Origin of the sequence: Vibrio sp. J2-3(2022), from assembly GCF_021725735.1 — a bacterium.
GTDB classification, from domain to species: domain Bacteria; phylum Pseudomonadota; class Gammaproteobacteria; order Enterobacterales; family Vibrionaceae; genus Vibrio; species Vibrio diabolicus.
The window spans coordinates 958,663-975,906 of sequence record NZ_JAKKCK010000002.1 but is presented as its reverse complement, the minus strand read 5'-3'; the positions used below and the strand labels follow the sequence as shown (position 1 = coordinate 975,906).

The 17,244-nt window shown below is 43.8% G+C and carries 16 protein-coding genes; 5 read left to right on the top strand and 11 right to left on the bottom strand.

Annotation, left to right across the window (positions count from 1 at the left end):
• Both L3V27_RS12450 and L3V27_RS12445 read left to right on the top strand, forming a co-directional pair.
• The coding region (locus L3V27_RS12450; protein WP_267135723.1) for a flagellin at positions 1-126 on the top strand (126 nt) is incomplete at its 5' end.
• 116 nt (positions 127-242) lie between these two features.
• On the top strand, positions 243-1,367 hold the full coding sequence (locus L3V27_RS12445) for a flagellin (RefSeq protein WP_237311947.1): 1,125 nt from the start codon (positions 243-245) through the stop codon (positions 1,365-1,367).
• An 80-nt stretch (positions 1,368-1,447) separates the two neighbouring features.
• Here the strand turns inward: L3V27_RS12445 and crr are convergent, their stop codons facing one another.
• The 5 genes from crr to cysZ form a co-directional block, all read right to left on the bottom strand.
• Positions 1,448-1,957, bottom strand: a complete 510-nt coding sequence (crr, locus tag L3V27_RS12440) for a PTS glucose transporter subunit IIA (RefSeq protein WP_005382041.1) — start codon at positions 1,955-1,957, stop codon at positions 1,448-1,450.
• A gap of 121 nt (positions 1,958-2,078) precedes the next feature.
• Positions 2,079-3,803 (bottom strand): phosphoenolpyruvate-protein phosphotransferase PtsI, encoded by a 1,725-nt coding sequence (ptsI, locus tag L3V27_RS12435; RefSeq protein ID WP_005393100.1) that lies wholly within the window; start codon positions 3,801-3,803, stop codon positions 2,079-2,081.
• Positions 3,804-3,943: 140 nt separating this feature from the next.
• Positions 3,944-4,201, bottom strand: coding sequence for an HPr family phosphocarrier protein (locus L3V27_RS12430; protein ID WP_005382043.1), 258 nt, complete (start codon positions 4,199-4,201; stop codon positions 3,944-3,946).
• 300 nt (positions 4,202-4,501) lie between these two features.
• Positions 4,502-5,470 carry a cysteine synthase A gene (cysK, locus tag L3V27_RS12425; protein WP_005382045.1) on the bottom strand — a complete coding sequence of 323 codons (969 nt, stop codon included), beginning with the start codon at positions 5,468-5,470 and terminating at the stop codon, positions 4,502-4,504.
• 164 nt (positions 5,471-5,634) lie between these two features.
• The gene (gene cysZ / locus L3V27_RS12420) at positions 5,635-6,378 is read right to left on the bottom strand and encodes a sulfate transporter CysZ (RefSeq protein WP_031780324.1); all 744 of its coding nucleotides are present in this window, start codon (positions 6,376-6,378) and stop codon (positions 5,635-5,637) included.
• A gap of 251 nt (positions 6,379-6,629) precedes the next feature.
• On the opposite strand from cysZ, the gene zipA reads away from it, so the two are divergent.
• The 3 genes from zipA to L3V27_RS12405 all read left to right on the top strand — a co-directional run bounded on the left by zipA (position 6,630) and on the right by L3V27_RS12405 (position 11,608).
• Positions 6,630-7,586, top strand: a complete 957-nt coding sequence (zipA, locus tag L3V27_RS12415; protein WP_237311945.1) for a cell division protein ZipA — start codon at positions 6,630-6,632, stop codon at positions 7,584-7,586.
• Between the two features lie 90 nt (positions 7,587-7,676).
• Positions 7,677-9,689 carry an NAD-dependent DNA ligase LigA gene (ligA, locus tag L3V27_RS12410; RefSeq protein WP_237311944.1) on the top strand — a complete coding sequence of 671 codons (2,013 nt, stop codon included), beginning with the start codon at positions 7,677-7,679 and terminating at the stop codon, positions 9,687-9,689.
• Positions 9,690-10,198: 509 nt separating this feature from the next.
• Complete coding sequence (locus L3V27_RS12405; RefSeq protein WP_006742721.1) at positions 10,199-11,608, top strand: hypothetical protein; 1,410 nt, start codon at positions 10,199-10,201, stop codon at positions 11,606-11,608.
• Between the two features lie 338 nt (positions 11,609-11,946).
• Here L3V27_RS12405 and L3V27_RS12400 read toward each other — a convergent pair whose 3' ends face one another.
• From L3V27_RS12400 to L3V27_RS12375, 6 genes are all read right to left on the bottom strand, one after another.
• Positions 11,947-12,126 (bottom strand): hypothetical protein, encoded by a 180-nt coding sequence (locus L3V27_RS12400; protein WP_074191004.1) that lies wholly within the window; start codon positions 12,124-12,126, stop codon positions 11,947-11,949.
• Positions 12,127-12,450: 324 nt separating this feature from the next.
• Positions 12,451-12,912 (bottom strand): NfeD family protein, encoded by a 462-nt coding sequence (locus tag L3V27_RS12395; protein WP_237311942.1) that lies wholly within the window; start codon positions 12,910-12,912, stop codon positions 12,451-12,453.
• A 3-nt stretch (positions 12,913-12,915) separates the two neighbouring features.
• The gene (locus L3V27_RS12390) at positions 12,916-13,833 is read right to left on the bottom strand and encodes an SPFH domain-containing protein (RefSeq protein WP_005393087.1); all 918 of its coding nucleotides are present in this window, start codon (positions 13,831-13,833) and stop codon (positions 12,916-12,918) included.
• A 155-nt stretch (positions 13,834-13,988) separates the two neighbouring features.
• Positions 13,989-14,843, bottom strand: a complete 855-nt coding sequence (locus L3V27_RS12385; protein ID WP_237311941.1) for a co-chaperone YbbN — start codon at positions 14,841-14,843, stop codon at positions 13,989-13,991.
• A 480-nt stretch (positions 14,844-15,323) separates the two neighbouring features.
• Positions 15,324-16,151: an SDR family oxidoreductase gene (locus L3V27_RS12380; RefSeq protein ID WP_237311940.1), complete on the bottom strand. Its 828-nt coding sequence runs from the start codon at positions 16,149-16,151 to the stop codon at positions 15,324-15,326.
• Positions 16,152-16,191: 40 nt separating this feature from the next.
• Positions 16,192-17,106 (bottom strand): TIGR01777 family oxidoreductase, encoded by a 915-nt coding sequence (locus L3V27_RS12375; RefSeq protein ID WP_005393083.1) that lies wholly within the window; start codon positions 17,104-17,106, stop codon positions 16,192-16,194.
• Between the last annotated feature and the right edge of the window lie 138 nt (positions 17,107-17,244).

Below are 17,244 nucleotides of genomic sequence, written 5' to 3'. Positions count from 1 at the left end.
AAAGATACTGACTTCGCGAAAGAAACGACTCAAATGACCAAGTCACAAATTCTATCGCAAGCGTCAAGCTCAATCCTTGCGCAAGCGAAACAAGCGCCAAACTCAGCGCTAAGTCTGCTAGGTTAATCACCTTGATAAGACAAGATACAAAAGCCAGGCTCATCCCTGGCTTTTTTGCTTATCGGCTATAACGTTTAGATGCGTCCCAACAGGATGTTCGACAAGGCACTCATATCGATTAGATGGTCTCTTTAAATACTAATGTTGCCGCGATGGTGGCGCAGAGACACTTGAGTCAAGCAGCAGCGCAAAACGTCGAATCACAACGCAACCTGACTTCTGGTTTTCGAATTAACTCGGCGAGTGATGATGCGGCAGGTTTACAGATATCCAATACTCTCCATGTGCAAACGAGAGGGCTTGATGTCGCCTTAAGAAATGCGCACGATGCTTATTCGGTCGCGCAAACCGCGGAAGGCGCGTTACATGAGAGCAGTGATATTTTGCAACGGTTACGCTCTCTAGGGCTTCAAGCGGCAAATGGTAGTAACGATACCAGTGACCGACAAAGCATCCAATACGAGGTCGTAGCGCTGCAGGATGAGCTTGATCGTGTCGCGATCACGACAACATTTGCGGATAAAAACCTGTTTGATGGATCTTATGGCTCGCAAAGCTTTCATATTGGAGCGAACGCTAATTCAATCTCTTTGACGTTACGTAATATGCGTAGCCATATCCCAGAGATGGGAGGGCAGCATTATGTTGGTGATGCGGTCGATAAAGATTGGCGAGTCACTAAAGATAACCAAACTCTAAAAGTCGAATACCAAGACAGTAAAGGGCAAACCCAAACGGAATCCATTGGGCTCAAATTGGGTGATCGCATAGAACAGGTCGCCACTTACATCAATGCTCAACAATCGGTAGTGAGTGCCTCAGTAACGGAAAACAATGAACTGCAATTCTTTGCCTCTACGATGAAGGCGCCAGAAGGAGTGGAGTTAGAAGGCAGTTTAGCGGATGAGCTTGATATAAGCACTGGTCAATTAGTCACAATGGATGACATCGATATGTCGACGGCAGGTAAGGCGCAGCTTTCAATTGGGGTGATTGATGCAGCAATTAAGTACGTTGATTCGCACCGAAGTGAAATTGGCAGCTTTCAGAACCGTGTAAATGGCTCGGTGGATAACTTAAATACTGTGAATCGGAGTGTTACAGAATCCAAGAGTCGAATAAGAGATACAGACTTCGCAAGAGAATCTACGGAAATGGTACGTTCTCAAGTGCTCCAAGATGCGACAACTGCGTTATTGGCTCAGGCAAAGCAAAGGCCGAGTTCGGCACTTGGTCTACTCAGTTGAATCTGGTAAGAAAGTATAAACTTCAGGTAATAAAAAACGCTGCCAATGGCAGCGTTTTTTCGTGTTCGGCTAAGTAAAAATTACTTAGTTACACGTAGAACTGGAGTTTCACCAACAGTCACAGAACCAGAAAGCTTGTTCAGCTCTTTGATTTCGTCCATGTTAGAGATAACAACTGGAGTTAGCGTTGACTTCGCTTTCTCTTCTAGAAGAGCTAGATCGAATTCAATTACAGTGTCGCCAGCTTTAACAGTTTGACCTTCTTCAGCGATACGCGTGAAGCCTTCACCTTTTAGTTCAACTGTGTCGATACCGAAGTGAACGAAAAGCTCAACACCGTCGTCAGACTCGATAGAGAATGCGTGGTTAGTTTCGAAGATCTTACCGATAGTACCGTTTACAGGAGCTACCATTTTGTTGCCTGCTGGCTTGATAGCAATACCGTCACCAACGATTTTCTCAGCGAAAACAACATCTGGCACGTCTTCGATGTTTACAATCTCACCAGAAAGTGGCGCGATGATTTCGATAGCACCAGCGTCAGCGCTGTCATCAGATACAAGCTTCTTAAGTTTGTCAAACAGACCCATTGTGTCATGCTCCTAAGGTTTGGTTTTATTCTGTCGAATTATAGTATACCAATATAGCGCATTAGACGACTTTTTTCGCCGTCTAATGGCCATTAAGTATTGAATTACTTGGTACTACCGATTACTGAGCTTTCTCAGCAATAAACTTTTCTACCACTGCTTCGATTTCTGCAGCTGTTGGTAAAGAAAGGGCTTCTTCAGCCATTGCTTTCACTTCTGCGAAGTTAGAGTTACGAACTACTTTCTTCACTTTAGGGATTGAAATGCCGCTCATTGAGAACTCGTCCAGACCCATACCTAGAAGTAGAAGCGTTGCACGCTCGTCACCTGCAAGTTCACCACACATACCAGTCCATTTACCTTCTGCGTGAGAAGCGTCAATAACTTGCTTGATCACGGTTAGTACTGCTGGTGATAGTGGGTTGTAAAGATGAGAGATCATCTCGTTACCACGGTCTACCGCTAGCGTGTACTGAGTTAGGTCGTTTGTACCGATAGAGAAGAAAGATACTTCTTTCGCTAAGTGGTGTGCGATCGCTGCAGCAGCAGGAGTTTCAACCATAACACCGATTTCGATGTTTTCGTCGAATGCGTGGCCTTCAGCGCGTAGCTCTTCTTTGTACTCTTCGATCGCTTTCTTAAGCTCACGGATTTCTTCAACAGAGATGATCATTGGGAACATGATACGCAGTTTACCGTGTGCAGACGCACGTAGGATGCCACGTAGCTGATCACGAAGGATTTCACGACGATCCAGACTGATACGTACAGCACGCCAGCCTAGGAATGGGTTCATCTCTTTTGGAAGATCCATGTATGGGAGATCTTTATCGCCGCCGATATCCATTGTACGGATGATCACAGCTTGACCGTTCATTGCTTCTGCAACTTCTTTGTACGCTTGGTACTGTTCTTCTTCAGTTGGTAGCGCAGTACGGTCCATAAATAGGAATTCAGTACGGTACAGACCAACACCTTCACCGCCGTTACGGAGGATACCGTCACAGTCTTTCACTGTACCGATGTTACCGCAAACTTCTACACGGTGACCGTCAGTCGTTTCTGCGTGCAGGTCTTTCAGTTTCGCTAGCTCTTCTTTTTCAGCTAGGAATGCCGCTTTAACCGCTTTCGCTTCTTCTAGTTCAGCTTCTGATGGGTTAACAACAATCTTGTTGTTCATCGCGTCAAGAATCAGCATATCGCCATTCTTAACTTTTTTCGTGATGTCGTTAGTACCAACGATAGCTGGAAGCTCAAGAGAGCGAGCCATGATTGAAGTGTGAGATGTACGACCGCCGATATCACAAGCAAAACCAAGTACGTAGTCTAGGTTAATCTGTGCTGTTTCAGATGGCGTTAGGTCGTAAGCAACTAGGATAACTTCTTCATTGATGTCGCTAAGCGAAACAATGTTGATACCCAGTGCGTTTTTCACAAAACGAGAGCCGATATCGCGGATGTCAGTTGCACGTTCTTTTAGGTATTCGTCATCTAGTGACTCAAGAGCACATGCTTGCTCTTCGATAACTGAGTGGATAGCGTGATCCGCAGTCATCTTGTCGTTTTTGATAAGTGCTAGGATCTCTTCTTCTAGCTCTTCGTCTTCAAGAAGCATGATGTGACCTTCAAAGATCGCTTCTTTTTCTTCACCAAACGTTTCAAGCGCTTTTTGCTTGATAGTTTCTAGCTGAGCTGCAGATTTGTTACGAGCGTCGAAGAAACGCTGAACTTCAGCTTCTACTTGATCGTCAGAAATAGTGTTTGTGTTTAGGACAATTTCATCTTCTTGAAGTAGTAGTGCTTTACCGATTGCAATACCAGGAGATGCTAGGATGCCTGAAATCATAGCCTTACCTTAAGTTTGGTCAACTTTATAAAACGGGAGAATAATGGGTGCGCTAACGAATAGTTTTAGCTTAGTTTTGAGCCTATTTCCAACGAAGCCATTTTGCTTTCACAAAATGGCTTCTGGAGTAGGAGACCGGATTAGTGTAGTTGGTCCATTAGAGCAACTAGGTGGTCAACTGCTTGCTGAGCTTGTGGGCCTTCAGCAGAAATAGTTACTTGAGTACCTTTTACTAGGCCTAGTGTTTGTAGTTTGAATAGGCTCTTAGCGCTAGCGCTTTTACCGTTAGAAGTCACAGTGATGTCTGCGTCGAATGCTTTTGCTTCTTTAACAAACTGTGCAGCTGGACGAGTGTGAAGGCCGTTTTCTGCTGTGATTTCTACTTGCTTCTCGTACATGTGATATACCCCAATAAATGTATTTTTTTGTTAGTTTGTGACTAGATTTTAGCTTAACTGCTTTACATCTTGTGCGCTAGCACGGGAAGAGTTCAAAGCGCGTCAGTTCTGATACTAGTCAAAAGTTTGGTAACTACGCAACTGTTTGCGTGCGTAATCACTTTGAAACCTTTTTGTGTTCTGCTTCTTTATTTTGAAGCTAGAAATAAAACACCCTGATATTACCAAAGGTAGGGCAGGGATCAACAAAAAAGCCCCTAAACGGGGCTTTTTTAAACTAAAAATTGATTTGAACACATATTATTGTTGGTTCTCTTTTTCGGTAAAGATACCTGCAAAGAGTGCTGTACTTAGGTAACGCTCACCTGAACTTGGTAGAACGGTTACAATTGTTTTTCCTTCAAATTCAGGGAGTTCTGCAAGTCGGTTAGCTGCAACAACAGCCGCGCCGGATGAGATGCCAGCTAGGATACCTTCCTCTTCCATTAGGCGACGAGCCATCTCAATCGCTTCTTCTGAGGTGACTTGCTCAACGCGGTCAATAATGTCTAAATCGAGGTTACCTGGGATGAAACCAGCACCGATACCTTGGATTTTGTGCGGAGCAGGTTGAATTTCTTCGCCAGCAAGTGCTTGTGCAATAACTGGAGACTCTGCTGGCTCAACTGCGACAGAAGTGATGGCTTTGCCTTTTTCACCTTTGATGTAACGGCTTGTACCTGTGATAGTACCGCCCGTACCGACACCAGCAACGAATACGTCGATTTCACCGTCTGTCGCTTCCCAAATCTCAGGGCCCGTAGTCTTTTCGTGGATCTCTGGGTTCGCAGGGTTGTCAAATTGTTGAAGAAGTAGGTACTTCTCAGGGTTGCTTGCTACGATTTCTTCTGCTTTAGCAATCGCCCCTTTCATGCCTTTCGCCGCTTCAGTCAGCTCAAGGTTAGCGCCCAGTGCTTTAAGTAGCTTACGGCGTTCTAGGCTCATTGATTCAGGCATGGTCAATGTTAGCTTGTAACCGCGAGCGGCCGCTACGAATGCTAGAGCAACACCTGTGTTACCACTGGTAGGTTCTACAAGCTCTACACCTGGCTTAAGAAGCCCCGCTTTCTCTGCTTCCCAAATCATGTTTGCACCGATACGGCACTTAACACTGAAGCTAGGGTTACGCGCTTCAATTTTCGCGAGAACTTTGCCTTTGCTTACTTTGTTTAGACGAACGAGAGGTGTATTACCGATAGTAAGAGAGTTATCTTCGTAGATTTTGCTCATAGTGATGTTCCTTCATTACACGTTGTGTGAATATGGATAGAAGAATATGCGGTATGAAAAAAAGGGAAAAGGATTAAAAAGTTATATCTTATTAGGTTGGCCCAGAACTCGATAAAAGAAAAGGGAAAAGCTGGCGCAGATCCCTTTCCTTAATCTCTAATCGACTATCGTTGGTGCTTAAACTCCGCCACCCACATAGCGGTTGCGCCACATATTGCTACAGGCATGACAATGAGGTTCAAAATTGGGATCGTCGTAAACACAGACACCAATACCCCAAAGCCATAGGCCTTACCTTGCTTTTGTTTCAATTTGTAACGCATGTCGTTAAATGGGATTTTATGGTTATCAAACGGGTAGTCACAATATTGAATCGCGAGCATCCAAGCGGTAAAAATAAACCATAAAAATGGGCCTACTGTTTGCCCAAGGGCAGGGATGAGCAATAACAGGAATAGGCCTATTGCTTTAGGTAAGATGTAAAGCAGCTTTCTCCATTCACGAGCTAAAACGCGAGGAACATCTTTCAGAACGGCAGTGAAACCATCATCATTCACTTTTTGTCCCGTTAAGTATTCTTCAACTTTTTCAGCTAAGAGGCCATTGAATGGCGCGGCGATAAAGTTCGCGAGCGTGCTGAAAAAATAGGAGAAGGTAGCGAGTATCGTCAGAGCGAGTAAAGGCCAAAGAATGTAAGTTAACCAGGATAAAAACTCAGGCAGCTGCCCAATCCAGTCTTCGATCCATATATTAAGGTTTGAAAATAGATAGAAGATGGCACCACCCACAAGCAAGATATTTGCAAGTAGAGGTAAGATGACAAAGCGTCTGATTTTAGGGGCAAGTGCCAATTGTATCCCGTATAGAAAATAACCGAATCCGGTTCTCTGCTGATTGTTTTGCTTCATGTCTATTTTGGCTTCGTGTAAATGAAAACTCATTGTACCTGTGAGGGCTTTTCTTTCAATGCCCTGACAAATGACGTCTTGTTAAGTGGAATCGTGGCAAGAATCACAACAAAAAACGGAACTTCTTGCATTAAGTTGTTCTAAATCTACATATAGTTTTGGTAAAGTAAACGTATCATTCAGATTTATTGCACTTGGGTTGCTGCTCAAGGAACTGCGAGTAGTAAAAACAAGTATATTGAGAGTAAATAATGCAGGAATTGCGATTCGTACTCATTGTTGTTGGCGCATTAGCCATCGCGGCATTGCTGTTTCATGGTTTGTGGAGCAGTAAAAAAGAAGGCAAAGCAAAGTTTGGTAACAAGCCGCTTGGTAAGCTGGATGTTGACCAAGGGGACAAAAATGATCTTGTCGAGAAAGAACGAGACTTCGCTCCCGCTCCTGAAGATGACTTTGAGATCATTCGTAAAGATCGCAAAGAACCAGATTTTGGGATGGCGAGTTCTTTCGACAACAAATTTGAATCTGACCCGCTATTCGGTGGCCCATCTGAAGTAACACAGACACAGCAGGAGCCAGATGACATCCCTTCATTTGTTGCAGAAAAAGATAAAGAAGAGGACGTTGAGCCTGTTGTTCAAGCACCAGCAGTTGAAGAGCCACTCCAGCCTGCTGTGGAAGAAGAAGCTATTCCCGCCGCGTTTGATATTGCTGAGAAAGAACAGCAAGTCGAAACGGTTAGTGAGCCTGTCGTTGCAGAGCCTAAGGAAGAGCCGAAGCCTGAACCTGAAATGCAAGTGATTGTATTGAATGTGCACTGTGCGGGTGAAGAGCCATTTGTTGGTACTGCTTTATTTGAGAGTATGCAACAAAACGGCTTAATTTATGGCGAGATGGATATTTTCCACCGTCATGTCGACTTGTCCGGTAACGGCAAAGTGCTGTTTAGCGTCGCTAATATGATGCACCCTGGTACGTTTGAGCATGCTGATCCTGCTGAGTTTACAACGAAGGGTATTTCATTCTTCATGACATTGCCTTGTTATGGCGAGGCTGAACAGAACTTCAACTTAATGCTCCGAACTGCGCAGCAAATTGCTGATGATTTAGGTGGTAACGTTCTTGATGACCAGCGTAACTTAATGACGCCAGACCGTTTAGCGTCTTATCGACGTCAAATAGTTGAGTTTAATGCCGCTAACGCATAATCTTAACAGCAAATAATAATAGGGCTCCGGATGGAGCCCTTTTTCTTGGATTTCCCAACCTCACCGATTGAAAATACACGGGGCTTTACTATGTCTGAATCAGTACTTCAGCGATTAGAAGAACTAAAAGAGTCGTTGCATTACCACGCTGTGCGTTACTACGTGGAAGATAACCCAGAGATCCCTGATGCCGAGTACGACCGCTTAATGCGAGAGCTCCTGGATATTGAAGCTGAGAACCCTGATTTAATTACCGTAGATTCACCAAGTCAACGTGTCGGTGGACAACCTCTCTCTGCGTTTAGCCAAGTGACACATGAAGTACCGATGCTTTCGCTTGATAATGCGTTTGATGACAGCGAACTTGATAGTTTCCATAAGCGAGCACAAGAGCGGGTGGGCAGTCAGAGTGTAAAAGAATACTGTTGTGAGCCGAAATTGGATGGACTTGCAGTTAGTTTACTGTATGAGAACGGAGTGCTAGTGCAGGCGGCAACACGAGGTGATGGCACTACCGGCGAGAACATCACAGAGAATGTTCGCACGATTAAAGCCATTCCTTTAAAACTCAGAGGTAATGACTGGCCAAATCGTCTTGAAGTTCGTGGTGAAGTCTTTATGCCGAAAGCTGGGTTTGAAAAGCTCAATGAATTAGCAAGGAAGAAAGGCGAGAAAATCTTTGTTAATCCACGTAATGCTGCGGCAGGTAGCTTACGACAATTGGATTCACGCATTACGGCTTCTCGTCCGCTTAGCTTCTATGCATACAGTGTAGGCGTGGTGCAAGGCGCTGAATTGGCGGCAAGTCACTACGAACGCTTCTTGCAAATTAAATCTTGGGGATTACCAATGTGCCCGGAGACCAAGCGAGTTGAAAGCTTGGCGGATGTAAAAGCTTACTACCAAGATATCTTGCAGCGTCGTGATGCCCTTCCTTATGAGATCGATGGTGTCGTCATTAAAATTGACGATATTGCCGTGCAAGAGCGTCTTGGATTTGTTGCTCGCGCTCCACGTTGGGCGATTGCCTACAAATTCCCGGCTCAGGAAGAAATGACGACGTTGAATGAGGTGGAATTCCAAGTCGGTCGTACTGGTGCGATTACACCTGTTGCTAAACTAGAGCCTGTATTTGTTGGCGGGGTAACGGTAAGTAATGCGACGCTTCATAACGCAGATGAGATAGAACGTCTGCAAGTTAAGATCGGTGATCACGTTGTGATTCGTCGAGCGGGTGATGTTATTCCTCAAGTCGTTTCTGTCATCAAAGAGCGTCGACCAGAAACAGCGCGAGATATTATTTTTCCAACTCAGTGTCCTGTTTGTGGTTCGCATGTTGAACGGATCGAAGGAGAGGCGGTAACACGTTGTACGGGTGGCTTAGTTTGCCAAGCCCAACGTAAACAAGCGCTAAAACACTTTGTGTCTCGTAAAGCGTTAGACGTTGACGGTCTAGGCGATAAAGTGATCGAGCAACTTGTTGATCGTGAGATGGTAAAAACCCCTGCTGACTTATTTAAGTTATCTGCGGGGATTTTAACGGTATTAGATCGCATGGGGCCAAAGTCTGCGCAGAATATTGTGAATGCGTTAGAAAAATCCAAAGAAACAACGTTACCTCGCTTTTTGTATTCGCTGGGGATTCGTGAAGTTGGCGAGGCAACCGCCGCAAACCTAGCAATGCACTTTAAAACGTTGGAAGCCATCCAAAATGCTAACGAAGAGCAGTTAATTGAAGTGCAAGACATCGGTGCTGTGGTTGCTCAACATGTTACGACTTTCTTCAGTGAAGAGCAGAACCAAGCAGTGGTTAAAGATTTGCTTGAACAAGGGATCCACTGGCCAGAGATTAATACGACTGAGCAGGTAGGAGAGCTACCGTTAGAAGGTAAGACAGTTGTATTGACAGGAACACTTTCTCAATTAGGTCGCACAGAGGCTAAAGAAGCCCTTCAATCACTAGGTGCAAAAGTGACAGGTAGTGTTTCTAAGAAAACGGATATTTTGTTTGCTGGTGAAAATGCAGGCTCGAAGTTGGCAAAGGCACAAGAACTGGGTATCGAGATCAAAACAGAACAAGACTTACTCGAGTTGATGAATTAAGTCTTATCAAAAAAGCTAAAAAATAACTAAAAGCCCCACATGGTAAGCATGTGGGGCTTTTTTTGCCCATAATTAAGTGCTTTTTTATTGAGTTTTTTATGCTTTTTATCTTTTCAGTGATCAAGATCTCCCATTGAATTATTAAGGTTTTTTACTTCTTTAGTCTGCGAGTGACTTCAAGTTGGAGTTCTAGGGGGGGGGTTAAGTTATTGATATTTAATGTTTAACTGTCTTTTTGTGTTGGTGTTGTTAAAAGTAAGATCTGGATCAACAACTTATATGGAACTTTGGACTGGCTCATATTTTTTTAGAAAAAAAATAAGTTCCGTTTGGATGTTTTTAGCTGCGAAGTTAGTCTTAATCACGTGGATACACGGTGTGTATGCAGGAACTAAAAAAAGCCAAATTAGAAATAATGAGGTTTGATCAGGAATTTACTTCTCTCCTTCGGCGGCCAACTAAAGGTGAGATAGAAAAATACAGCTATATCCATTTTTAGGAGTTTTTCCATGGACAAATTTTTTAAGGTTTCAGCGTTAACCGCAGCAATGTTTGGTGTTGTTGCTGTTGCTCCAGCTACAGCGTCTACTGAAAGTGCAGCAGGTGGCGAGTACGTCGAGAAAGTGAACGAATTTATGCAAGACTCTAGTCTTAATGCATTATTTCTAGTTGATACTCGTTCTCGTACTCGTACAACAGGTAAGCCAGGCGGTGAAAACGGTGACCGTTGGAGTCGTCTAAACTACTCTTCTTACAACGCAATTTTAGACTTTACTTCTGGCTACCACGATGGTTGGGTTGGTGCAGATGTTGCGGCTTACTATTCTGGCGACCTTTACAACGATAGCCTTTACAATTCAAACGAAGGCTACCTATGTAACGAAATTTCAACTTGTAACAACCTAGACTGGGGTGCAGGTGATGGTCAACAGCTTAAAGTTTACAAAGCAGCACTGAAGTTCAAAGCAAACGAAAGCTTCAACGCGCGCTTTGGTATGCTACAAGCGGGTGGTAACGGTACTATTGGTAACGTTTGGAGTTTCGTACCTGGTACTTACCGTGGTTTCGAACTGAACGCTAAACTAGGTGATTTCAACCTAAGCTACTTTGGTGCAGACCAATTTACAGCACCTTGGCTACTTCACGAAGATGACTACGCGCCAGCGCTTTGGTCTGACACTTCATGGAGCTACCTACACTCTCTAGGCCTAAACGGTAACCTAACTGACAGCTTGTTTATGCAACTTGGTTTGGGTCAAGCTACTGGCGTTCAATATGCAAATGGTATCGACTGGGGTGCAGGTCAAGTAACTAGCTACCACAACGAAACTGACAACACTTCTTACAAGGCTTACTTGAAGTACACTGTGAGTGACCGTACAACTCTAGCATTTGATTTCTACGGTGTTGACGATGATGTGAAATACGATGGTCTAGGTTTCCACACTGGTCTATCTTTGAATCAATCTTTCGGCAAGCTAGCTTGGATGTCTGAGCTACGCTACACAGACACAGACAACCGTGCTGACTTCGTTCCACGTACAATTCATACTTACGGTATGAACAACGGTACTTGGTCTCAGTGGTGGGATGCACTGTCTGACTGGAACAAAGCGGGTGAGCTAGCGTGGTACAACCGTCTATCGTACAACCAAGGTAACGGCTGGAACTACTACCTAGGCTTTGGTTACGGTACTGGTGCTGATTCTGCAGCAAGCGGTGCATCAGGTGACTGGGATTACGAAAGTGAATACGCAGTTAACGCGACAGTATCTTACTCTCTACAGAGTGGCGCACTGAAAGGTTCTACGATCCGTCTACACGGTACAATCCTAGAGCGCGATGAGTACGCTGGTGCTGGTGATGCGGATGAAACAGACCTACGTCTACAAGTTCTTATCCCTTACAGCTTCCACTAATACTTAGTGAGATGATAAAAAGGAGCCGCTAGGCTCCTTTTTTATTTTACTTCTCGACCATCATATATTTTGCAATATAACGGCGGTAACATATGCACGTTACCGTTTGGTAACTCACACTTTATCTCTGGGGCTAGCGTACGTCCACCTGAAGCACCATTGGCATGAGTAGTTAATGGAGCTAGGGCAAAACATGCTAACAATAGACCAGCTAAAAATCTCATAATCATCACCTTAATGTAGACATTGAATATCTACTTGCTTGGGTAAATAATGACTTTACTGAAAAGTAAGGTATCAATAGTTTACTTATATCGAACTAACTACTGACTTCTATATTAGTTCCATTCTCCGCCTCTAAATCGACACATTTCACTTGGAATATTAGTGACATCACCACTTGGCAATTTACATTCGACTATCGGTCCTAAATTAGTTGTACCACCATTTCCGTTAGTGTAGGCAAAGGAAGAAAAAGAAAAGATACCGCATAACATTAAAAAGAGAAGTTTCTTCATAGTACATCCTCTTACTTACCAAATAAAAAGCATTCAACTTAAATGCTTATGCGTTAAGTATGTATGGGGGGGCAAAAAGATCAAAAAATAATTCAATAAAGTTTTATTTTTTAAAATAAATTTAGAAAGATAATTTATATCGATATATTTCTATCTTATTGATTGTCGTATGATGAGGAATTAAATTCCTGGAAGGAGAGGGTAGGATATTAATAATATTGCTGTTACTTATTTTTTGTTCGATTTTAATTAAATCAATGAAATGAAAGCGGTTGTCTAGATTAAAGTAATGGAGCATAGTTTGCCCCATTACTTTGGCATAAATTACTTAGAATCAGGCTCAATGATTAAAATAATACCATCGATATCTTTTATTTTAACGCGCGTTCCTGCTGGAAGTGCTTGATCCGACTGTGCCGACCACGTGGTATCGGCAACCTTGATACGATTGAGTCCAACAGAAAAGTCCTCTTCAATGGTAAGTGTGCGTCCGATTAACTGCTTATACTTTTGGTTCAGATCTCTTTCTTGGTCTTCGTTCTTGTCTTGAGACCATTGTCGTCGCCACCATAACCAAGTGGTGATTAAGCTGAAACTTGCAAAGCAAAGCCATTGTAATTGCCAGCTCATTGGTAAAACAGTCATTAGTGCCCCAACGATAAGTGCAGAAATTCCGAGCCAGAGAAAATATCCCGCCGTCCCAAGTAGCTCTACCGCTAGAAGTGCAAAACCGAAGGCTAGCCAATGCCAGAAAGAGACGCCTTCCAGCAAACTGAAAAAGTCCATAAGTTATTCTTTATCTTGTTGTTTAAACATCTCTGCTATCCCTGCAACCGAGCCCATTAGTCCGGTCGCTTCTAATGGAAGCATAATGATTTTGCCGTTTTCGGCTTGACCAATGCTTTTGATCGCTTCGGTATAGCCTTGAGCAATGAAGTAATTGACGGCTTGCATATCGCCTTTGGCAATCGCTTCAGAAACCATATAAGTCGCTTTTGCTTCTGCTTGTGCGGCGCGTTCACGAGCTTCAGCATGGAGAATAGCAGACTGCTTTTCGCCCTCAGCTTTTAATATCTCCGATTGCTTGTGACCTTCAGCCTTTAAAATTTCAGCTTGGCGTACCCCTTCTGCTTCGAGAATCTCCGCTCGTTTATTTCGCTCGGCTTTCATTTGAGCATTCATCGCCGCCGTTAGATCGGATGGTGGCTGGACATCTTTTATTTCAATTCGCGTGACTTTTACACCCCACGGGTTGGTGGCTTGGTCAACAATTGCCAGCAGCTTGGAGTTGATCATGTCACGCTGACTCAGCATTTCGTCCAACTCCATTGAGCCTAAAACGGTACGGATATTGGTGAGAGTTAAATTTCTAATGGCATGTTCCAAATCGTTGACTTCATAAGCCGCTTTGGCAGCATCGATGACTTGAACAAATCCGACGGCATCAATAACCACGTTAGCGTTGTCTTTTGAAATAACTTCTTGCGCTGGAATATCAAGAACGCGCTCCATCATGTTGACTTTTTGCCCTATCTTATCAACAAATGGGATGATCAAGTTTAAGCCGGGTTTTAGCGTATGGGTGTAGCGTCCGAAGCGTTCGACTGTCCAGTTATTTCCTTGTGGCACCGTCTTAATGGCTGAAGATAAGATAACTACAGCAAGAACGACGAAAATACCGATGGTAATCAGTGAATCAATTGGCATGAGTTATTCCCTTAAGTGCATAATGTCCGATTCATTTTTACCTATTTATAGACAATAGACAATTGAAGTTCTGAGAACCTTAAGAGGTTATTGGTTTTTTATATAACAAAGGCCGGAATATCCGGCCTTTAGTTGAAGTTTCGCTTTTCAGCGAGTTAGTACAGAATCGAATACAGCTGACGGCGATATTTGCTTGCTAATGCGTTGCCTTGACCTAGCGCGCTGAGAATATCCATAAAAGTCTTCTTCACTTCACCGTCTTGGGCGCCCAAGTCTTTTTTAAGAATATTCCACAGCAGTTCCAGCGCTTCTTCATCACGACCCACCTGGTTGTACTGTACCGCCAATTCACAAGCGAGCTCGAAGTTTGCCATGTCTGCTGCGTATGTTTGTTCTAGTCGTTGTAACTCAGGGCTATCTGCAGCCTGCAAATGCAGCTCGAGCTTGGCTATTAGACTCTTGTAGTAGTTATCTTGATACTCAAGAGGGATAGCGTTCAGTAGCTCTTGGGTTACATCAAATTGTTTGGTTTCTAATAAACAATCAGCCATCGCGAGTTTCACATCGCCACGCTCTTGCAGTTCTGGCGGCAAAGTGTGGATGATGCTTAAAGCCTGAGCATGTTCACCTTGCTGAAGAAGTTCACTGACTTGCTTTAATAGCTGTTCATCTGGGCTTGGCAAATGCTTTTGTAGCATGGTTGCAATGGCATCAATTGGCTGAGGGCCACCCAATCCATCGACGGCTTGACCATTTATAAACAGCGCGATAGTTGGCAATACTTGCACACCAAATTGAGACGCTAGAGCCGGCTGATCTTCACAATTTAATAAAGCAAGCGTAAATGCACCGTTGTACTGTTGAGCAAGAGATTGCAACTCAGGGAGTATCTGTGCGCTTTCTGGTTGAGCATTGGCCCAAAAGTGGATCAGAACGGGCGTGTTCATTGATCCTTCAAGCGTTTCGCGAAAGTTCTGTTCTGTTATCTCAACGATAAATGGGGATTGCATCAGAGTATCCTTGCTTTGTGTCTTGTCGTTGATAATAGATATGGAGTTGATTTAAGGGAAATTCAAGCGATGGTTGCTAATCGTCATCAATAATGAATCATTCTATTTTGTGAAAGGATGCGGTAAGAGAATAGTGTTACTGCTGAATAGGTGTAAGGCAAAAAGAAAACGCTGCCGAAGCAGCGCAGTTCTAATGCTATTTGTTAGTGCGGTATCAAAATAGGATGAACATGGTCAACACTACACCCACACTAAGCCAGTTAAGCTGATTTAATGTCATTGTTGCCTCGCAGTAGTAAAAACATTGCTACAAAACGTAATGGGTGGCGATACCAAATCTAAGCAACTCATTCACTTTAGGCTGAATAGTGCTCACTGAATTGCGTAGAAATTGATTCGTTTGTTTGAGGTTTTTTTTAACCTACATGCTCATAATGACATCACATTGTTACGATGAAATTACATTGTGACAAAACTTTTTTATGCAGCTTGTCGCAAAATTTTATCAAGCACACGGGTTGGTAATAACCTTTTCAAGATTGCGAATAATTTAGTCGGCGTAGTAATTCGATAGTGAATTTTAGGTGAAGCGCTAGTTAATGCATGAAGAACAGGTGCGACGCAGGAGTCTGCAGGTAAAACAAATCGATTATTAGATTTGTCGTTGTTGAGTCGCTCTCTTTGTCCTTCATAGGCGAGGCGGTGAGGGCTGGATTCAATATCAATCCACTTCTCGAAGGCTTTTAATGCATTGTTTCTAAATTGAGTTTCGATAGGCCCAGGTTCTATCAATGCCACTTTGATATTCGTATCCGCAAGCTCTAGCCGTAGTGTGTCAGTCCAGCCTTCTAGGGCAAACTTTGACGCATTGTAGGCGCCGCGGTATTTCATTGCAGCAAAGCCAAGAACAGAACTGTTTTGTATTATCCGTCCTTCGCCTTGTATGCGCATGTGAGGAAGCACTTCTCTGACTAACTGGTGCCAACCAAAAAAGTTGGTCTGAAATTGAGCTTGAAGAGCCTCGGTGGGCAAGTCTTCCAATGCACCGGGCTGGCCATAGGCACCATTATTGAACACGGCATAAAGCTTACCCTCTGCTAGCTCTAATGCTTGCTTTACGCCCGAAGAAATACTTTCAGGGCTGTTTAGGTCTAGCTTGATGCAGGTTAGCCCTTCATTAATTAGACGTTGGACATCTTGCTCTTTCCTACAAGATGCAATGACATGAAATCCCTCGTTTTGCAGGGCGTGAGCGCACACGTAACCGATACCGGTTGAGCAACCCGTAATAAGAATCGACTTTTTCATAAACTAAGCCTCAAGAAACATTGAATGAGGTGATCATTCATCAGCTCCGGTCATGAAGCAAGTGCTTGAGTGCTGGCTCTATTCTGGAGTAGCTAAATTTGAAGCCAAGTTCGGTGAGCTTTTTGGGTTTTGCTCTCATGCTATCGAACAATAAGCAGGAAGATTCACCCATTAGGAGTTCCATTGCCCATTTAGGCGTGAACAAGATATGTGGTCGTTTGAGCGTTTTTGCCAACGTGCCGCTAAAGATACGGTTAGTCACAGGGTGAGGTGCGCACATATTGAACGCACCGTGGGCATGTGGTGTTTCAAGCAAGTACATGATGGCGCGGACCATATCCAGAATGTGAATCCAAGGCATGTACTGGTTACCGTTCCCGAGCGGGCCGCCTACGCCAAGTTTGTAAGGTAAGAGCATTTTCGCCAAAGCCCCGCCATTAAGGCCGAGTACTACGCCAGTTCGCAATAGACAAACACGTGTTTGTTCAGACTCTGCGCGTTTGGCTATTTGCTCCCACTTTGCACAAACCTCGTGAGGAAAGTCTTCACTGTTAACATGCAGGCACTCATCAAACGGATGGTCTTGTTGATCGCCATAGTAACCAACGGCCGAGCCACTAATAAAAACAGCGGGAGGTTCTGTGCTGGCGTGGATCAGCTCAACGATTTGTTCGGTAATTTTCCAGCGACTTTTACAGATTTTTTCTTTCTGCTCGCTGGTCCATCTTTTATCTGCGATAGGCTCACCCGCAAGATTAATTATGGCATCAATGTGATTGAGGTCGGCGAATGACTCAAGCGAGTCAAGGTATTCGATATTACCCAAATCAGCGTGTTGGAGGCGTTGTTTTGCTTGCTCCGGAGAGCGTGTAAGTAGCATAACTTGGTGAGTGGATAGCAGCTTGAGCAACTCCGAACCAATAAACCCAGTGCCACCTGTGAGTAATATCTTCATGTTATCTCTTTGAATGTACACGTATTAGAACATTATAGTCGTTTTGTGCTGAGCTTGATCATCTCAAGACTATTATTTCTAGGATAGTGGCAAGCCTGTAGCGAGGCTACTGACTTCACATATTGAAAAAATGTAACT